Origin of the sequence: Streptococcus pseudopneumoniae (genome assembly GCF_001072315.1) — a bacterium.
Classification (GTDB): domain Bacteria; phylum Bacillota; class Bacilli; order Lactobacillales; family Streptococcaceae; genus Streptococcus; species Streptococcus pseudopneumoniae_R.
On sequence record NZ_JVLI01000100.1, the window covers coordinates 16,070 to 32,670 of the forward strand.

The following is a 16,601-nucleotide window of genomic DNA, read 5'->3' on the forward strand; positions in this document are numbered from 1 at the left end:
CAGTTCCATCACTTTCACCACGGCGAAAGAAGCGGATGAGTTCAAATTGAACTTCGTTTCAATTTGAAATGAAAATCAATAAGTTTAAAAATAGCTAGGTCTGCTGGCCTAGCTTTTGGTTCAAAGTAGAGAAAGGAATATCATGGCAAATCATTTCCGTACGGATCGTGTGGGCATGGAAATCAAGCGTGAAGTCAATGAGATTTTGCAAAAGAAAGTCCGTGATCCGCGTGTCCAAGGCGTGACCATCACAGATGTTCAGATGCTGGGGGACTTGTCTGTTGCCAAGGTTTACTACACCATTTTGAGTAATCTTGCTTCAGATAATCAAAAAGCCCAAATCGGGCTTGAAAAAGCAACTGGTACCATCAAACGTGAACTTGGTCGCAATTTAAAATTGTACAAAATCCCAGATTTGACCTTCGTCAAAGACGAATCCATCGAGTATGGAAACAAGATTGATGAAATGCTACGCAATCTGGATAAGAACTAAGAAGGAGGGGCAACCCTCTTTTTTGGTGGGGAAAATAAGTGGAATTTGAAAGGGAAAAATATTCTTTTAAAAAAGGGATTCTGTATTTTTTAATGTTAGCTAATCAGAAAATACTTTTTTTTTTAGGAAATATGATATGATAAGGTGTAAAAAAGAAATAAGGAGTTTGTATATGGCTGAACAAGAGTTGGCTATGCAAGTATTGCAACAAGTGGTGAAACTACCTGTTGTTAAGGTTGATCGTTCGAAATTTTTAGTGGATAAGTTTTCCAAAGAATTGGATCCACAGGACATTTCTACCTTATTAGAACAAGGCCCAACATCTCTCTTATCTCAAGAAACCTTAGATCGAGTGGCTAATGCCTGCATTAGGGATAATGTTTTATTGGCGAGTGGAACTTCTGTTGTTGCTGGATTACCGGGTGGACTTGCCATGGCAATTACCATTCCAGCTGATGTAGCTCAATTTTATGCTTTTTCTTTAAAATTAGCTCAAGAACTAGGTTATATTTATGGATATGAGGATCTTTGGGCTTCACGCGAGGAGTTGAGTGAAGATGCTCAAAATACCCTCTTGCTTTATCTAGGTGTCATGTTGGGGGTGAATGGAACCGCTGCCTTGTTACGTGCAGGTGGTATAACAATTGCCAAACAGGTAATGAAAACAGTACCTAATAAAGCTTTAACAAAGACGCTTTGGTACCCTATTTTGAAAAAAGTCTTAAAAATATTTGGTGTGAATCTGACCAAGGGAGGGTTGGCCAAAGGAATGGGGAAATTCATACCTATCTTGGGTGGTATCATTTCAGGTGGTTTAACCTTTGCAACTATGAAACCAATGGGGGAAAGCTTGCAGAAAGAATTGTCCAAGCTAGTCAACTATAGTGAAGTTCAATATCAAGAAGATGTTGAAACGATCCGAAAAGAGGCTGAAATCATCGAAGGAGAGTGATATGGGACTCATAAAAATTCTAGCTAAAACTTACGGGAATTACTTTTTGACCGTGCAAGGTGTAAAAGTAATGAAAACTATAAAGAAAGATGACCACGCCGTTGTCGGTCTGGGAAAACTTTTTATTGCAGACAAGCTAATGGATACGGCTCGGTGGCTCATCAAGCCAGAGGAGAGAGAATGAAATTTTTCTGGGGACTTCTTGCTATTATTTTTATCAAACCGATTATTGGGATTGTGAAATTCTTTTGGATGATCATTTCTTTTGCAGTCCAATTGCTGTTTTACAAGCTATTATTTAAGCTATTGGATTGACTCTTTAAACTTATTTAGATGGTTATCCAAGTCACAGTGAACTAGCAGGAACTCCACTGCTAGTTTTTTAATCTCTCTCCATATGGTATAATATAAGCAGTAAAATCATTTTAGAACATACAATGGAGGTCGTCATGGACAATATCATCGATGTGTCAATTCCTGTTGCAGAAGTGGTGGATAAGCATCCAGAAGTCTTGGAAATCCTAGTGGAGTTGGGTTTTAAACCTCTTGCTAATCCCTTGATGCGTAATACTATCGGTCGCAAGGTATCGCTTAAGCAGGGGTCTAAGCTTGAAGGAACTCCTATGGACAAGATTGTCCGCACGCTGGAAGCAAACGGCTACGAAGTGATTGGGTTAGACTAATGGCAGATGAACGGATTCATGTCCTGCGGGATATTTTGTTAGAATTGCACAATGGTGCCTCTCCTGAGTCAGTTCAGGAGCGTTTTGATGCGACCTTTACAGGTGTGTCAGCCATCGAGATTTCTCTCATGGAGCACGAGTTGATGAACTCAGACTCAGGTGTTACCTTTGAAGATGTCATGGAACTCTGTGATGTCCATGCCAATCTTTTTAAAAATGCTGTTAAGGGTGTCGAAGTAGAGGATACCGAGCATCCTGGGCACCCAGTTCGGGTCTTTAAGGAAGAAAATCTGGCTCTCCGTGCTGCCTTGATTCGCATTCGTAGATTGTTAGGTACCTATGAGTCTATGGAAGATGAAGAAATGCTTGCGGAGATGCGCAAGGGTTTGGTGCGTCAGATGGGACTTGTAGGTCAATTTGATATTCATTACCAGCGTAAGGAAGAGCTCTTCTTCCCCATCATGGAGCGCTATGGTCACGATTCACCTCCTAAGGTCATGTGGGGAGTGGATGATCAGATCAGGGAACTCTTTCAAACAGCTTTAGCGACAGCCAAGTTACTACCAGAAGTGTCAATTAGCAGCGTAAAAGAAGCTTTTGAAGCCTTTGCGACAGAGTTTGAAAGTATGATTTTCAAGGAAGAGTCCATCCTTCTCATGATTCTCCTTGAGTCTTTCACTCAGGATGACTGGCTTCAGATTGCGGAGGAGAGCGACGCCTATGGCTATGCTATTATCCGTCCGTCTGAGAAATGGGTGCCAGAACGCCAGAGTTTTGTTGAGGAAAAGAGTTCAGAGGAGCCTGTACAGCTAGATACGGCAGAGGGGCAAGTCCAGCAAGTTATCGATACGCCAGAAGGGCAGTTTACCATTACCTTTACCCCTAAGGAAAAGGAAACAGTCCTGGACCGCCATAGTCAACAGGCTTTTGGGAATGGCTATCTTTCAGTCGAGCAGGCCAATCTCATCCTCAATCATCTCCCCATGGAGATTACCTTTGTCAATAAAGACGATATTTTCCAGTATTACAATGACAATACGCCAGTTGATGAGATGATTTTCAAACGGACGCCGTCTCAAGTCGGGCGCAATGTCGAACTCTGCCATCCGCCTAAGTACTTGGACAAGGTCAAAACTATCATGAAGGGGCTTCGTGAGGGTACTAAGGATAAGTATGAAATGTGGTTCAAGTCTGAGTCGCGAGGTAAGTTTGTCCACATCACCTACGCAGCAGTGCACGATGAAGAGGGAGAATTCCAAGGGGTGCTGGAGTATGTTCAGGATATCCAGCCCTTCCGTGAGATTGATACGGACTATTTCCGTGGATTAGAATAAGGAGAAAAAATGAGTTACGAACAAGAATTTATGAAGGAATTTGAAGCTTGGGTCAATACCCAAATCATGATCAACGACATGGCGCATAAGGAAAGCCAAAAAGTCTACGAAGAAGACCAAGACGAGCGTGCCAAAGATGCTATGATCCGATACGAAAGTCGCTTGGATGCGTATCAGTTCTTGCTTGGTAAGTTTGAAAACTTCAAGGCAGGCAAGGGATTCCATGATTTGCCAGAAGGCTTGTTTGGTGAGAGAAATTATTAAACGAGATAGATTCTTGATTTTTTACTAAAATCTTGATAGAATATTTATATTAAATCCTTGTCAGAGCAGGGGTTTTTTATTGAAAGGATTTTATCATGTCAAAGAAACTCAATCGTAAAAAACAATTACGAAATAGCCTCCGTCGTGCAGGTGCCTTTTCAAGTACTGTGACGAAGGTTGTAGAAGAGACAAAAAAAGTCGTAAAACGTGCAGAACAGTCAGCAAGCCAAGCTGGTAAGGCTGTTTCTAAAAAAGTTGAACAAGCAGTAGAAGTTACTAAAGAACAAGCTCAAAAAGTAGCCAATTCTGTAGAAGATTTTGCAGCAAACTTGGGTGGACTTCCACTTGACCGTGCCAAAACTTTCTATGATGAAGGCATCAAGTCTGCTTCAGATTTCAAAAACTGGACTGAAAAAGAACTCCTTGCCTTGAAAGGAATCGGCCCAGCTACCATCAAGAAATTGAAAGAAAACGGCATTAAGTTCAAGTAATCTTTCTTGTCCCTTGCAATTCTAAGAAAAACTTGCTACAATAAAGCCATCAGAGGTGTTTTGAATTCCACATTTTACAGAAAGTGGCGGTGCTGAGAAGTCCACAAATGTGTCAAAACTGGTTGCTGATGACTGAAAAAATGAAATATTACTGTCTTTTTATTTTAAAGACAAGAGTTGCGGGCGCTGCCCGAAATTGGGTGGTACCGCGGATAAACACATTCGTCCCTGTCATGTAGATGGCAGGGCTTTTCTTTTGCGTTTTGGTCAAAGGAGGTTGTCATGAAGCAATCTTTTAACACAAGTAAACTCTATTATGGTTTTCCAATCTTCATTTTGGGATATCAGGACCAGAATTTTGGACACAATATAACGACCTGCAGCTCCTCTTATAGTCTGGGAGATTGGCTAGTCATTGGTGTTGGTTCTGAGGAAAATGCGGCTGAGCAGATTAAGCATTATCAACAGTTCACCGTGAATATCCCTGATGAAACTTCTATGCTTGCGATGGAGCAGGCCGGCTTTATCAGTCATCGGGAGAAACTGAAACACCTGGCACTAGAATACGATCTTTCTGAACGAACTCATGCTCCAATTTTGGAATCTTGTCCAGTCGTTTTGGATTGCCAGGTAGATAGGATTGTTGAGGAAGGGGGAATTTGTCATATTTTCGCTAAGATTGTTGAGAGACTTGTTGACCCAGAACTTTTGGATGAAAAGGGACATTTTAGAAATGAACTGTTTGCCCCAACCTATTTCATGGGAGATGGATATCAGCGCGTCTATCGTTATCTGGACAAGCGTGTAGATATTAAGGGGAGCTTTATCAAGAAAGCGAGGAAGAAGGATGACAAGAGCTGAACTGCCAGAACGATTAGAAACAGAACGTCTTGTTTTACGAGTCCGTACAGTGGCGGATGCCGAGGATATTCATGCCTACGCCAGTTTGCCAGAAGTCTCCTACCCTGCAGGCTTTCCGCCCGTCAAGACCTTGGAAGATGAGATTTATTATCTAGAGCATATCCTTCCTAAGCGCAATGAAAAGGATAATCTCCCAGCAGGCTATGGAATTGTTGTCAAAGGGACTGATAAAGTTATCGGCTCTGTTGATTTCAACCATCGTCATGAAGATGATGTACTGGAAATTGGCTATACCTTGCACCCCGATTATTGGGGTCGAGGCTATGTGCCCGAAGCAGCGAGTGCCTTGATTAACCTAGCTTTTAAAGAATTGAACCTACACAAGATTGAATTGTCTTGCTTTGGTTACAACCTTCAAAGTCAACGAGTCGCTGAGAAACTTGGTTTCACCCTTGAAGCTCGCATAAGAGACCGTAAAGATGCTCAAGGCAAGCGCTGTGATGATTTGAGATATGGCTTGCTGAGGAGTGAGTGGGAGGTAATTTGATGCATCTTTTCATCATTGGTGCTCCGGCCTCAGGAAAAATGACGATTGGTCAAGAACTATCTCGACTGACGGATTCTACCCTCTTTTATAACCATCAAGTCATCGATTTTGCACTAGAAATCTATCAGGATTATACAGAGGAGATGTGGGAATTTGTTCGTGGAATTACCTTTTCTTTCCTTGGAGCAAGTGCAAGAAATCAGCGATCAGTAATTTTAACAGACGTAATTGATTTTTCAAATCAGTACCAGCTGCTGTATTTGAAGCAAATTCAGGATTTGTTGGATGATTATCATCAAGAGATTCTTTTTGTTGAGTTGGAAACAAGTCTTGAAGAGCGCATACGTCGAAATCGAACGGAGAATCGATTAAAGCACAAACCCTTAAAACGACATATTGAGGTATCTGAAAGAGAAATTTTAGAGACTGCTGAAACACTTCAATTAAATTCTCAACATCAACCGAATGAGTTGCACCACTACTTTAAAATAAATAATACGAATTTGTCTGCAGAAGAAGCTGCTAAGCAGATTCAAGATAAAATGAATACAATAGAGAAAGGACAAACACATGTCTAAAGAACTTTCACCTAAATACAATCCAGCCGAGGTTGAGGCTGGTCGTTACCAAAAATGGCTTGACGCTGATGTTTTCAAGCCTTCAGGAGATCAAAAGGCTAAGCCTTATTCAATCGTGATTCCACCACCAAATGTAACTGGTAAGCTTCACCTTGGTCACGCTTGGGATACGACTTTGCAGGATATCATTATCCGTCAAAAACGTATGCAAGGTTTTGATACCCTTTGGCTTCCTGGGATGGACCATGCAGGGATTGCGACTCAGGCTAAGGTTGAGGAGCGCTTGCGTGGTGAGGGCATCAGCCGCTATGACCTGGGTCGTGAAAAATTCTTGGAAAAAGTCTGGGAATGGAAAGATGAATATGCCACTACCATCAAGGAACAATGGGGCAAGATGGGGCTCTCTGTCGACTACTCTCGTGAGCGTTTCACTCTTGATGAAGGTTTGTCAAAAGCCGTTCGCAAGGTCTTTGTGGACCTTTACAAGAAAGGTTGGATCTACCGTGGTGAGTTTATCATCAACTGGGATCCAGCAGCTCGTACAGCCCTTTCTGATATTGAGGTAATCCACAAGGATGTCGAAGGTGCCTTCTACCACATGAACTACATGCTGGAAGACGGTTCACGCGTCCTTGAAGTTGCCACAACTCGTCCTGAGACTATGTTTGGGGACGTTGCCGTTGCGGTCAATCCAGAAGATCCACGCTACAAGGACTTGATTGGAAAAAACGTCATCCTTCCAATTGCTAATAAACTAATCCCAATCGTTGCAGACGAACATGCCGATCCCGAGTTTGGTACTGGTGTTGTTAAAATCACGCCTGCTCACGATCCAAATGACTTCTTGGTTGGTCAACGTCACAACTTGCCACAAGTCAACGTCATGAACGACGACGGTACTATGAATGACTTAGCCTTCGAATTTGCAGGCATGGACCGTTTTGAAGCTCGTAAGGCAGTTGTTGCTAAGTTGGAAGAAATCGGTGCCCTTGTTAAAATCGAAAAACGTATCCACAGTGTTGGTCACTCAGAGCGTACGGGTGTTGTGGTGGAGCCACGCTTGTCTACGCAGTGGTTCGTCAAGATGGATCAATTGGCTAAAAATGCTATTGCCAACCAAGACACAGAAGACAAGGTCGAATTCTACCCACCTCGTTTCAACGATACCTTCCTTCAATGGATGGAAAATGTCCATGACTGGGTAATCTCTCGTCAGCTCTGGTGGGGTCACCAAATCCCTGCTTGGTACAATGCTGAGGGTGAAATATATGTCGGCGAAGAAGCTCCAGAAGGTGACGGTTGGACTCAGGACGAAGACGTCTTGGATACTTGGTTCAGTTCTGCCCTTTGGCCATTCTCAACTATGGGCTGGCCTGATGTCGACTCAGAAGACTTCAAACGTTATTATCCAACATCAACTTTGGTGACTGGTTATGATATTATTCCGTTCTGGGTGTCTCGGATGATTTTCCAAGGTTTGGAATTTACTGGCAAGTCGCCATTCAAAAATGCCTTGATTCATGGTCTCATTCGTGATGAGCAAGGACGCAAGATGTCGAAATCTCTCGGTAACGGGATTGATCCAATGGATGTTATTGATAAGTACGGAACAGATAGCCTTCGTTGGTTCCTTTCAAACGGTTCTGCACCAGGGCAAGACGTGCGCTTCTCTTACGAGAAAATGGATGCTTCATGGAACTTCATTAACAAGATTTGGAACATCTCTCGCTACATCCTCATGAACAATGAAGGCTTGACTCTTGAGCAAGCAACTGCCAATGTGGAAAAAGTTGTTAACAAGGAAGCTGGAAATGTCACAGACCGCTGGATTCTCCACAACCTCAATGAAACGATTGGCAAGGTTACTGAAAACTTTGACAAGTTCGAGTTTGGTGTTGCTGGACACATCCTCTACAACTTCATCTGGGACGAGTTTGCGGACTGGTACGTTGAATTGACCAAGGAAGTCCTTTATAGCGACAATGAAGAAGAGAAAGTCATCACACGTTCTGTTCTCCTTTATACCTTGGACAAGATCCTTCGTCTCCTTCACCCAATCATGCCATTCGTGACAGAGGAAATCTTTGGACAAATCTCAGAAGGCTCTATCGTTACAGCAGCATACCCAACTGTCAACCCAGCATTTGAAGACCTGGCGGCTCACACTGGTGTGGAAAGCCTTAAAGACTTGATCCGTGCCGTTCGGAATGCGCGTGCAGAAGTAAACGTAGCACCAAGCAAGCCAATCACAATCCTTGTTAAGACTAGTGATAGCGACTTGGAAGCCTTCTTTAACAGTAATGTCAACTACATCAAACGCTTCACAAATCCAGAACACTTGGAAATCGCTTCAACAATCCCTGCACCTGAACTCGCTATGTCAAGCGTCATCACTGGAGCAGAAATCTACTTGCCACTGGCAGACCTCCTCAATGTCGAAGAAGAACTGGCTCGTCTTGACAAGGAACTGGCTAAATGGCAAAAAGAACTGGACATGGTCGGCAAGAAGCTCTCTAACGAACGCTTCGTAGCCAATGCCAAACCAGAAGTTGTCCAAAAAGAACGCGACAAACAAGCCGACTACCAAGCGAAATACGACGCGACCGTAGCACGTATTGATGAGATGAAGAAACTCGTTAAATAAACATAGAAACACGGTGATGATCCGTGTTTTTTACTTTAATTTGTGATAAAATTGTAATAATAAATTTTAATGACTGAAAGAGAATTCATGAGATATATAGATTTATTTGCAGGTTCCGGTGGTTTATCTTTAGGGCTTTATAATGCTGGGTTGCATGGAATATTTGCAGTTGAAAAAAATAAAGATGCTTTTAGTACTTTAAAATACAATTTAATGGAAAGAAAAAATCATTTTTCATGGCCGAATTGGCTTGAAATGAAAAATTGGGATATAAACGAACTTCTAGAAATTCATAGCGAGGAACTTGCTGAATTAAAAGGTTCTGTTGATTTAGTTGTAGGTGGTCCACCATGTCAAGGATTTTCCATGGCTGGAAAGAGAAAAAATAATGATATCAGAAATCAATTAATGCATTCGTATATTGAGTTTATCAAATTAGTTCAACCTACTATGTTATTTTTTGAAAATGTTCAAGGATTTACTGTAGGGTTTAAGGATCATAAGGATAAACAAAAATATTCAGATATTCTTGTTTCCGAGTTGCATGAATTAGGATATAACTTAGACTACAAAATTGTTACTATGTCAGAATACGGTGTTCCTCAAAACAGGAAACGATTCATTCTATTTGCATCCAAAAATGAAAGCTATGAAGTTTTTTTTGACGAATTATTGAAAAATAAAGATTGTTTTTTAAGAGATAGAGGTCTAAAAATACCAATTACAATTTCTCAAGCTATTAATGATTTGAAAAAAAGTCATGGAGAAGTCAGTAGTAAAGACACTAAGGCATTTAAAAATGGGAAGTATGGTCGAGCAACTTCAGCATATCAAAAATTAATGAGAAACAACATTGAACGAGGCGCTTTCCCCGATAGTCATCGATTCGCGAAACATAAAAGTGAAACAATAGATTTATTTAAACGTTTAATGACTGCTTCCGAAAAAAGTATACGAATTACACCATCTATGAATCTGGTTGAAGGTTTAAAGAAGCGTGGAGTAACTCCTTTAAAGAAAAATTCGATCTGTAATACGCTTACTTCTATTCCGGATGATTATATACATTATGATGAACCTAGAATCATGACCGTTAGAGAACATGCTAGAATACAAAGTTTTCCAGACGATTATGAATTCAAAGGACCATATACTACAGGGGGTGAACGACGAAAAACGGATGTTCCTAGATATACTCAAGTCGCTAATGCTGTTCCACCTTTGTTTGCGGAACAAGTTGGACTTACTTTGCTGAAGATTATTAGGGAGTAATTTATGGCTGAATTTACTTTTAGAACAAATTCAAAGTTAAAAACACTAGTTGGACAAGAATTAATAACAAATAACAATATAGCTATATTTGAATTGATAAAAAATTCATATGATGCTGGCGCAACAGAAGTAGATATTCAATTTCATGATTTTTTATTTGTAGACAAAGGGTGGAAATCTTCTGAAAATTCAAAGATTAAAATCATCGACAATGGAATTGGTATGACTGTTGAAGAAGTGGATAAGTATTGGATGGAACTTGGAAATTCCTCTAAAGAGAAAAATAAACTACTTCGTTTGGATTCTAAAAAAATGGGTGAATTAATCACTCGATTTGCAAACGGTGAAAAAGGCATTGGTAGATTTGGTGTTGATAAAATTGGTGAAGAATTAATTTTAGAATCTATTGGACAATCTAAACTAAATGAGAAGGTGATAGTATATTTTGATTGGAATAAATATGATGATAGGAGTAAACTATTACAAGAAATAAAAAATGAGTATTATATTGAATTTCTTGAACAAAATATTTCCTCTGGTTTATCTCTAACAATAAAAAAATTACGAGATGAATGGGAGAATAACAATATTGAGAAACTAAAAAAAGATATTTCAAAATTTTTATCTCCCATTGATGATGAATCAGATTTTAAAATTAAAATATCATTTTACGTTGAAGGAGAGGTAAAAGAGTCTACTCACTTAAAAAATGATACTTTTGAGCATTTGAAATGTAAAATTGAAGCAGACCTGGGATCAGATGGTATGGCTGAAATATCAATCAAAATAGATGATGAAATAGAATATGTTGAGCGTGTACAAATCTTCGAAAAACAATCTCCTTTTGGTAGAACATTTGTTGAGATTTATTATTTAGATAAAGGTGAGAAAATTTCTTTCACGAGACGGATGGGAATTCGTCCCTCTGATTATGGCAATATAAAAATTTTTAGAGATAAGTTTCGTATTGTACCTTATGGAGAACCTCATAACGATTGGCTAGAAATTGATAGACATCATGCTCAGGGAATATTTAGAACTTTTGGCACGAGAGATTTAGTGGGCAATGTTTTTCTAGATGGTAAAGATTTATCACAATTAGATGCGTTAAAAGAAGCAACTGATAGGGTTGGCTTTATTGAAGATCGACCAGAATTTGAATCATTAAAAGATTTTCTGTGGAACTTAATTTCAATGTTTGAAAACTTTATCTTCAATAGAATAAAAAAACAAGCTCAGGATGGCTATGATACTGTTAAAAAAGAAACTTCAGAACTTAAAGTAGATATTGATACGAAGGTTAAAGAACTTAAAGATACTATTGATGGTTTAGTAATTGCACCTGAGGATAAGAAAATATTCTTAGATAATATTGCCTCCACAGAAGTCTTACTGAATGATAGAATTGATAAGATTGAGAAGGCTTCTGATAAAATAGAATCTAAGATCAAAATTTATTCTCAGTTAAGTAATCGTGAAGGTATTTTATTTGAGATGCTTCATTCTATAAAAAATAAACTAGTTGTTCTTCAGGGACAATTAATTTATTATCAAATGATTATTGAAGAGAAGAATTTAGATATTGATTTAAGTGTTTTATATACTTTATATGAAGATATTGCAAAATTAGTTGAAGGTTCCTTAGATAGAGTTAATTCTACAAAACTTCATAAAAAAAATGAAATTCTAAATGATATAATTGATAGAATTTCTGATCAGTATGAATCATATCTACATCAAAAGAATATCAGTCTTGAGATTGTTTGTCCAAAAGAAACTGACCATGTAAAAGTTTTTTGTGCTAGAGAGTCATTACTAACAGTATTTGATAACTTGTTAAACAATTCAGTCAAAGCGCTAGAAGGGATTGATAATGCAAAAATTAGAATAATGATTCAATTGAATGATAAAGAAATTGCAATCTATTTTTCAGATAATGGTTGTGGTATTCCAAAAGACAAATATGCCACTGTTTTTTCCTTGTGGAGTTCAGAAACGAGTGGTACAGGCATTGGGTTAGCATCAGTTAAAGAGAATCTAACAGATATTAATGGAACAATCCATTTAGTTGATATTGAGGAAGATGATTTTTCTACATCTTTCTTAATAAAATTGCCTAGGAGATAAATATGGAAAATGTTTTTAAAATTTTAGTAATTGATGATGAGCGACAGATAGAAAGTAACTTTCCACTATACGAAATGCTCATTAAAAGAAAAGGAATAAATTCAAAATTTTCCTTGGTTTCTAATGAAAATGAGTATGAAACTATCAAACACGAAACTTTTGATGTTTTAATGGTTGATTATAATTTAAGAAATGGTTTTTTTCAGTCTGCAGATAAGACTGTCGGGACCGATTTTATTCGTGATTTTAGAGAAGTCAATATGGTAGATAAAATTGTTTTTTATTCGACAGATTTCAAATACCAAAATAGAGTCACAAATATTGAAGCAAAATTAAATATTACTGACGAAGAGTTCTTCAGATTGATTAATGACTATAAAATTGATGGGATAGTTCCTAAAAATAATCCTCATTTAATTGCAGATATTATCGAAAAATGTGTGAAGGATATTGATCCAATTATTCGATTTTTAAAGGAAACTAAATTAAAATACGAGAAGAGTGGTGACTATTTGTATTTTGAGTCTGATGGAACAGAGTACACAATTTCAGAAATTTTAAAAGAATATCAACTAAATTCAGAAGTTGGAAAAAAATTTGGAGTAGAATTGCTAGAAACAATGTCTACCGTATTGTTAAACTATAAATATTAAGGATGATAGTATGCCTATTGTGTTATTTAAAAATAGATTAGATGATAACATGAAACGATTTGGTAGTTTTTTAAAAAAAATACAAGATAATTCTACTAAAAGAAATATTAGCTTGATATCCAGTGACAGAAAAAGAGATTATATATCGAATATTGACAGCAATAACACCAATATCTTTGTATGTCATGGTTCTAAAGATTCTCTCTACCATCGGTTTCATTGTTCTCCAAAACAAACTTTGCTTGATGCTAACACTGTATTATCGTTAGGAAAAGTAATTGCTATATCTTGTGGAACTGCGAGATACTTAGGTAAGGAACTTGTTCAGAATGGAAATTGTACAGTATATTTGGGTTTTAATACTAAGATACACTTTAATAAAAAAAGCTCTAAAGATTATATCTCTCCTTACTATTCACAGTATATAAAAGATCTATATAAGGAGGTTTTTGAAAATGTGCTTACTAAAGCAATTGACCATAGTTGGACATTTGAAAAAACCAGAAGAGTACTTGAATGGGAGTTGAGAAAAAAATCAATACTCAAAGCAGAAATCAAAAAAAGAAACTATCCACATTTTTATAAAGCAAAAGAAATAAATCAAACTGTTGTAGCAGTTACAAATGTTGCTAAAAATATAGTAATACATGGAAACGGTGCAGAGAAAGTCGAATAATTTAGAAAGCAGGTTACTACATGACAAATTCTGTAAGTTCGAACCGCTCTGAGAAGTACAACATTGCAGCTTTCTTCTCAGGTGTTGGGGGAATTGAGTTGGGATTTGAACAAACCAACGAGTTCAGAGTGGTGTATGCCAATGAGTTTGATAAGTATGCGCGTCAGACTTATCAGTTAAACCATCCAGATACCTATTTGGATGGTCGCGATATTCACGATGTTCAGCCCGAGGATATTCCAGCTGAGCGTGTGGATGTGATTATGGGAGGATTCCCTTGTCAGGCCTTTAGTATTGCGGGTTATCGCAAGGGCTTTGATGATGATCGTGGAGATCTTTTCTTTGAATTACTTCGGATGATTGAGGGCTGTAAACCTCGCGCTATTTTCATTGAAAACGTCAAAAACATGGTCGGTCATGACCATGGCAATACCTTCAAGGTAATTCGTGAAGCCTTGACCGAGAACAACTACTTTATCAAGTGGAAGGTTCTCAACGGGAAAGACTTTGGAAATATCCCACAAAACCGTGAGCGGATTTACATTGTTGGTTTTGACACCAAGGAAGCTTATGACTTGTTTGAATTCCCAGAGGAAATCAAGTTGACTACGAGTCTTCAGGATGTGATTAACTTCGGTGATCAGCTAGACGAGGTCTACTACTACCGTGAAGGTAAGCAAAATTTCTACGACCAGTTAAAATTTGAAGTTACCAGTCAAGACACAGTTTACCAGTGGCGCCGTCAATATGTTCGTGAAAATAAAAACGGCGTTGTCCCTACTCTGACAGCAAACATGGGAACAGGTGGGCACAACGTTCCATTGATACTGACGGACAGTGGTGAGATTCGTAAGCTGACACCGAAAGAAACTTTTAATGTTCAAGGTTATCCTAAATCTTTTAAAATCCCAGAAGGTGTTTCTAACGGTCAGCTCTACAAACAAGCTGGAAATAGTGTAGTCGTTCCCGTGATTAAACGCATCGCGGAAAATGTTGCCAAGGCCTTGAATGACAGCCAAGGGCAATCTCAACTTAACCGCTCAGGAAAATTCGCTATTATCTACACCAAGATGAATGGACAATTTGAAGGGCAGTCCTATGTCAAGGACTTTGTAGATAGCTATGATCAAGCTCTTGAAAAAATCAAGTCTTATGACGATGGTCTAGCCCTTCTGTCTGGTGAAGATTATTTAAAATTGGTTAAAAAACGAGGAAATCTTGAATTTTACAGTATTAATTAACGAATATATAAGAGGATTAGTGAAAAACTAATCTTCTTTTGATATACTGAAAATAGAAAAGAGGGTGCTTATGTGGGAATATCTAAAGTCTGAACAAAAAGAAAAATACAAAACCTTAATTACCAACTTCGCTAGCTTGAGCCAAGCTTTCTCTCAAAAGGCTGAGTCCGAAGATGAGGGACAAACAGAGAATTATGTTGCTCCGATTGTTAATTCTAAATTTCAAGAAACAGTCTTCCAGAAGGCTTTTAATGCGGTTGGGGAAGATATTGCCAATACCTCCTATGATGCCTCTGTCGTTGTGGATGAAAATCATAAATACCTAGTAGGTATCAAGTCTTTTGGGATTAATTCTGGAGACCAAAAAATCGCTCAGTTTAAGAAAGATTCTCAAGATTGGACGGAATTGTTGGGTGATATCAAATTCCATGCAGATATTTCAGCAGATAAAGAAACAGCAGATAAGAAAAACTATCAACGCTATGAAGAGTTGGCACGAAAGATTGCGTCCTTAAGAAATCAGAGAATCGAATCTTCTAAAGCACAAATCAAGGGTTTTAACTCAGATTCGGTCAATGTTGAAGCTGTCTATCACGTTCTGATGCCGACACCAAAAGGAGAAAATCCTAAGATTTTTGTCGGCGAAACATCTTATTTGCCAGTTGATATTGATAATCTGGTCATTGAAGGATCAACTACCAAAAACAATCCAACCAATTTTCGATTTACGGATGGGCAACACCACTACAAGTACACGGCAGCTGACAGTCAGCTCCACATGACTTTTAATAATAAAGACATTGTGGTAGATACTTGGGATGTCCATTATATTGAAGATCCTTTTTCTCTCTTTGAAAATCTTCATTTACTGACCGCTGAAAAGGATAAAACCGATATCTTAGAAACAGTGTCTTGGGTTATTACAGACAAACATGGAAATGTGGAAGAAAACTCTGGTTTCAATGCTTTTAACGGAGGATCAAAACTAGCTAAGAAAGATCGTCTGCCACGGATTCTAAAGATTCAGGAAAAATTCAAAGACAGTCTGGCTCCAGAAGAACTAGCTTTTGTGACTTTTTCCTTAGAAGAAATTCTCTTGAAAAAATGGACGAGCAAGGAAGAAAAAGCTCAGATGAAGGCGATTCGTGAGGACTTGATTCACTTTGCCCATAATACTGGCAATGAAAAACTCATTAAAGAAATTGAACAGCTGGTTTATCGTCCAGTTAGTGAAGTTTACATTCCTCTGCCAGACTCTAAGAACTTCCATGACGAAAGACCGGATTTCTTTGGCTCTGGATTTGGGACTTTTGAACCTGGAACTAAAAAATTAGCTCTATCTAAAGAAGAAAGAACTTTTAAACTACGCTTTTTATCTTCTGGTGATGTTATTAACGCCTATATAAATCAAGAAGCTGGAAAGGCAATTCAGTCAACTGATAAGCAAGAAATTCTTGGCAACTGGATTTTACGAGGAGTCTTCCAGTTGAAAGAACGAGAAGTCTTGACAGGTCAACGTTTAAATGAACTGGAAATCAACGGTATTCGTTTGACTAAGTTTAATAATGGGGAAATCGGCATCGAATTCATCTGGATTGATATTGAAAATCCCCCTAGCGATGCTATTGGCTGGGTAGCAAATAAATAAAAGTTTTCAAAGGTATTGTAACAAGTAAGGGATTTTATTTTCATGTACAATTTCAGCCAGTCTTGTTATAATCAGCCTATAGGAATCAAGGAGGTGACTCTTATGGCTGTTTTTGTGTCTTTGGATGGAATTGTGGT

The 16,601-nt window shown here is 38.3% G+C and carries 18 protein-coding genes; all 18 read left to right on the forward strand.

Translation table 11 applies throughout. The features are described from left to right. Positions 1-142: 142 nt before the first annotated feature. The 18 genes from rbfA to ADH54_RS12045 all read left to right on the forward strand — a co-directional run bounded on the left by rbfA (position 143) and on the right by ADH54_RS12045 (position 16,464). A complete protein-coding gene (gene rbfA, locus ADH54_RS05050) occupies positions 143-493 on the forward strand; it encodes a 30S ribosome-binding factor RbfA (RefSeq protein WP_001273601.1) in 351 nt (116 codons plus the stop codon). A 172-nt stretch (positions 494-665) separates the two neighbouring features. After that, complete coding sequence (locus ADH54_RS05055; RefSeq protein ID WP_049524271.1) at positions 666-1,445, forward strand: hypothetical protein; 780 nt, start codon at positions 666-668, stop codon at positions 1,443-1,445. A 1-nt stretch (position 1,446) separates the two neighbouring features. Next, complete coding sequence (locus ADH54_RS05060; protein ID WP_049524272.1) at positions 1,447-1,629, forward strand: hypothetical protein; 183 nt, start codon at positions 1,447-1,449, stop codon at positions 1,627-1,629. Beyond that, positions 1,626-1,760, forward strand: a complete 135-nt coding sequence (locus tag ADH54_RS12595; protein ID WP_049524273.1) for a hypothetical protein — start codon at positions 1,626-1,628, stop codon at positions 1,758-1,760. Before ADH54_RS05060 ends, ADH54_RS12595 begins: the two co-directional genes overlap by 4 nt. Positions 1,761-1,894: 134 nt before the next feature. Next, positions 1,895-2,128 (forward strand): DUF1858 domain-containing protein, encoded by a 234-nt coding sequence (locus tag ADH54_RS05070; protein WP_000368734.1) that lies wholly within the window; start codon positions 1,895-1,897, stop codon positions 2,126-2,128. After that, entirely contained in the window at positions 2,128-3,462 is a 1,335-nt protein-coding gene (locus ADH54_RS05075; RefSeq protein WP_049524274.1) for a DUF438 domain-containing protein, read from the forward strand. The genes ADH54_RS05070 and ADH54_RS05075 overlap by 1 nt, the downstream gene beginning before the upstream one ends. Before the next feature lie 9 nt (positions 3,463-3,471). After that, positions 3,472-3,726 carry a DUF1912 family protein gene (locus ADH54_RS05080; RefSeq protein WP_000119707.1) on the forward strand — a complete coding sequence of 85 codons (255 nt, stop codon included), beginning with the start codon at positions 3,472-3,474 and terminating at the stop codon, positions 3,724-3,726. A gap of 95 nt (positions 3,727-3,821) precedes the next feature. Continuing rightward, positions 3,822-4,217 carry a helix-hairpin-helix domain-containing protein gene (locus ADH54_RS05085; protein WP_049524275.1) on the forward strand — a complete coding sequence of 132 codons (396 nt, stop codon included), beginning with the start codon at positions 3,822-3,824 and terminating at the stop codon, positions 4,215-4,217. A 282-nt stretch (positions 4,218-4,499) separates the two neighbouring features. After that, entirely contained in the window at positions 4,500-5,078 is a 579-nt protein-coding gene (locus tag ADH54_RS05090; protein WP_049524276.1) for a flavin reductase family protein, read from the forward strand. Beyond that, positions 5,065-5,625, forward strand: coding sequence for a GNAT family N-acetyltransferase (locus ADH54_RS05095; RefSeq protein WP_049524277.1), 561 nt, complete (start codon positions 5,065-5,067; stop codon positions 5,623-5,625). Before ADH54_RS05090 ends, ADH54_RS05095 begins: the two co-directional genes overlap by 14 nt. Continuing rightward, the gene (locus ADH54_RS05100; protein WP_049524278.1) at positions 5,625-6,203 is read left to right on the forward strand and encodes an AAA family ATPase; all 579 of its coding nucleotides are present in this window, start codon (positions 5,625-5,627) and stop codon (positions 6,201-6,203) included. The genes ADH54_RS05095 and ADH54_RS05100 overlap by 1 nt, the downstream gene beginning before the upstream one ends. Beyond that, positions 6,196-8,847 carry a valine--tRNA ligase gene (locus tag ADH54_RS05105; protein ID WP_049524279.1) on the forward strand — a complete coding sequence of 884 codons (2,652 nt, stop codon included), beginning with the start codon at positions 6,196-6,198 and terminating at the stop codon, positions 8,845-8,847. Before ADH54_RS05100 ends, ADH54_RS05105 begins: the two co-directional genes overlap by 8 nt. A gap of 69 nt (positions 8,848-8,916) precedes the next feature. Then, positions 8,917-10,119, forward strand: a complete 1,203-nt coding sequence (locus ADH54_RS05110) for a DNA cytosine methyltransferase (protein WP_399553654.1) — start codon at positions 8,917-8,919, stop codon at positions 10,117-10,119. 3 nt (positions 10,120-10,122) lie between these two features. Further along, on the forward strand, positions 10,123-12,246 hold the full coding sequence (locus ADH54_RS05115; protein WP_049524281.1) for an ATP-binding protein: 2,124 nt from the start codon (positions 10,123-10,125) through the stop codon (positions 12,244-12,246). A 2-nt stretch (positions 12,247-12,248) separates the two neighbouring features. After that, positions 12,249-12,899 (forward strand): hypothetical protein, encoded by a 651-nt coding sequence (locus ADH54_RS05120; protein ID WP_049524282.1) that lies wholly within the window; start codon positions 12,249-12,251, stop codon positions 12,897-12,899. A gap of 10 nt (positions 12,900-12,909) precedes the next feature. Further along, entirely contained in the window at positions 12,910-13,575 is a 666-nt protein-coding gene (locus ADH54_RS05125) for a hypothetical protein (protein WP_049524283.1), read from the forward strand. A 20-nt stretch (positions 13,576-13,595) separates the two neighbouring features. Continuing rightward, on the forward strand, positions 13,596-14,816 hold the full coding sequence (locus tag ADH54_RS05130; protein WP_049524284.1) for a DNA cytosine methyltransferase: 1,221 nt from the start codon (positions 13,596-13,598) through the stop codon (positions 14,814-14,816). Positions 14,817-14,886: 70 nt separating this feature from the next. Beyond that, complete coding sequence (locus tag ADH54_RS12045; protein ID WP_049524285.1) at positions 14,887-16,464, forward strand: hypothetical protein; 1,578 nt, start codon at positions 14,887-14,889, stop codon at positions 16,462-16,464. The last annotated feature ends 137 nt before the right edge of the window (positions 16,465-16,601 follow it).

Coding starts and splice junctions, on each gene's coding strand:
- rbfA (WP_001273601.1), top strand. CDS start 143: ATGGCAAATCATTTCCGTACGGATCGTGTGGGCATGGAAATCAAGCGT.
- ADH54_RS05055 (WP_049524271.1), top strand. CDS start 666: ATGGCTGAACAAGAGTTGGCTATGCAAGTATTGCAACAAGTGGTGAAA.
- ADH54_RS05060 (WP_049524272.1), top strand. CDS start 1,447: ATGGGACTCATAAAAATTCTAGCTAAAACTTACGGGAATTACTTTTTG.
- ADH54_RS12595 (WP_049524273.1), top strand. CDS start 1,626: ATGAAATTTTTCTGGGGACTTCTTGCTATTATTTTTATCAAACCGATT.
- ADH54_RS05070 (WP_000368734.1), top strand. CDS start 1,895: ATGGACAATATCATCGATGTGTCAATTCCTGTTGCAGAAGTGGTGGAT.
- ADH54_RS05075 (WP_049524274.1), top strand. CDS start 2,128: ATGGCAGATGAACGGATTCATGTCCTGCGGGATATTTTGTTAGAATTG.
- ADH54_RS05080 (WP_000119707.1), top strand. CDS start 3,472: ATGAGTTACGAACAAGAATTTATGAAGGAATTTGAAGCTTGGGTCAAT.
- ADH54_RS05085 (WP_049524275.1), top strand. CDS start 3,822: ATGTCAAAGAAACTCAATCGTAAAAAACAATTACGAAATAGCCTCCGT.
- ADH54_RS05090 (WP_049524276.1), top strand. CDS start 4,500: ATGAAGCAATCTTTTAACACAAGTAAACTCTATTATGGTTTTCCAATC.
- ADH54_RS05095 (WP_049524277.1), top strand. CDS start 5,065: ATGACAAGAGCTGAACTGCCAGAACGATTAGAAACAGAACGTCTTGTT.
- ADH54_RS05100 (WP_049524278.1), top strand. CDS start 5,625: ATGCATCTTTTCATCATTGGTGCTCCGGCCTCAGGAAAAATGACGATT.
- ADH54_RS05105 (WP_049524279.1), top strand. CDS start 6,196: ATGTCTAAAGAACTTTCACCTAAATACAATCCAGCCGAGGTTGAGGCT.
- ADH54_RS05110 (WP_399553654.1), top strand. CDS start 8,917: ATGACTGAAAGAGAATTCATGAGATATATAGATTTATTTGCAGGTTCC.
- ADH54_RS05115 (WP_049524281.1), top strand. CDS start 10,123: ATGGCTGAATTTACTTTTAGAACAAATTCAAAGTTAAAAACACTAGTT.
- ADH54_RS05120 (WP_049524282.1), top strand. CDS start 12,249: ATGGAAAATGTTTTTAAAATTTTAGTAATTGATGATGAGCGACAGATA.
- ADH54_RS05125 (WP_049524283.1), top strand. CDS start 12,910: ATGCCTATTGTGTTATTTAAAAATAGATTAGATGATAACATGAAACGA.
- ADH54_RS05130 (WP_049524284.1), top strand. CDS start 13,596: ATGACAAATTCTGTAAGTTCGAACCGCTCTGAGAAGTACAACATTGCA.
- ADH54_RS12045 (WP_049524285.1), top strand. CDS start 14,887: ATGTGGGAATATCTAAAGTCTGAACAAAAAGAAAAATACAAAACCTTA.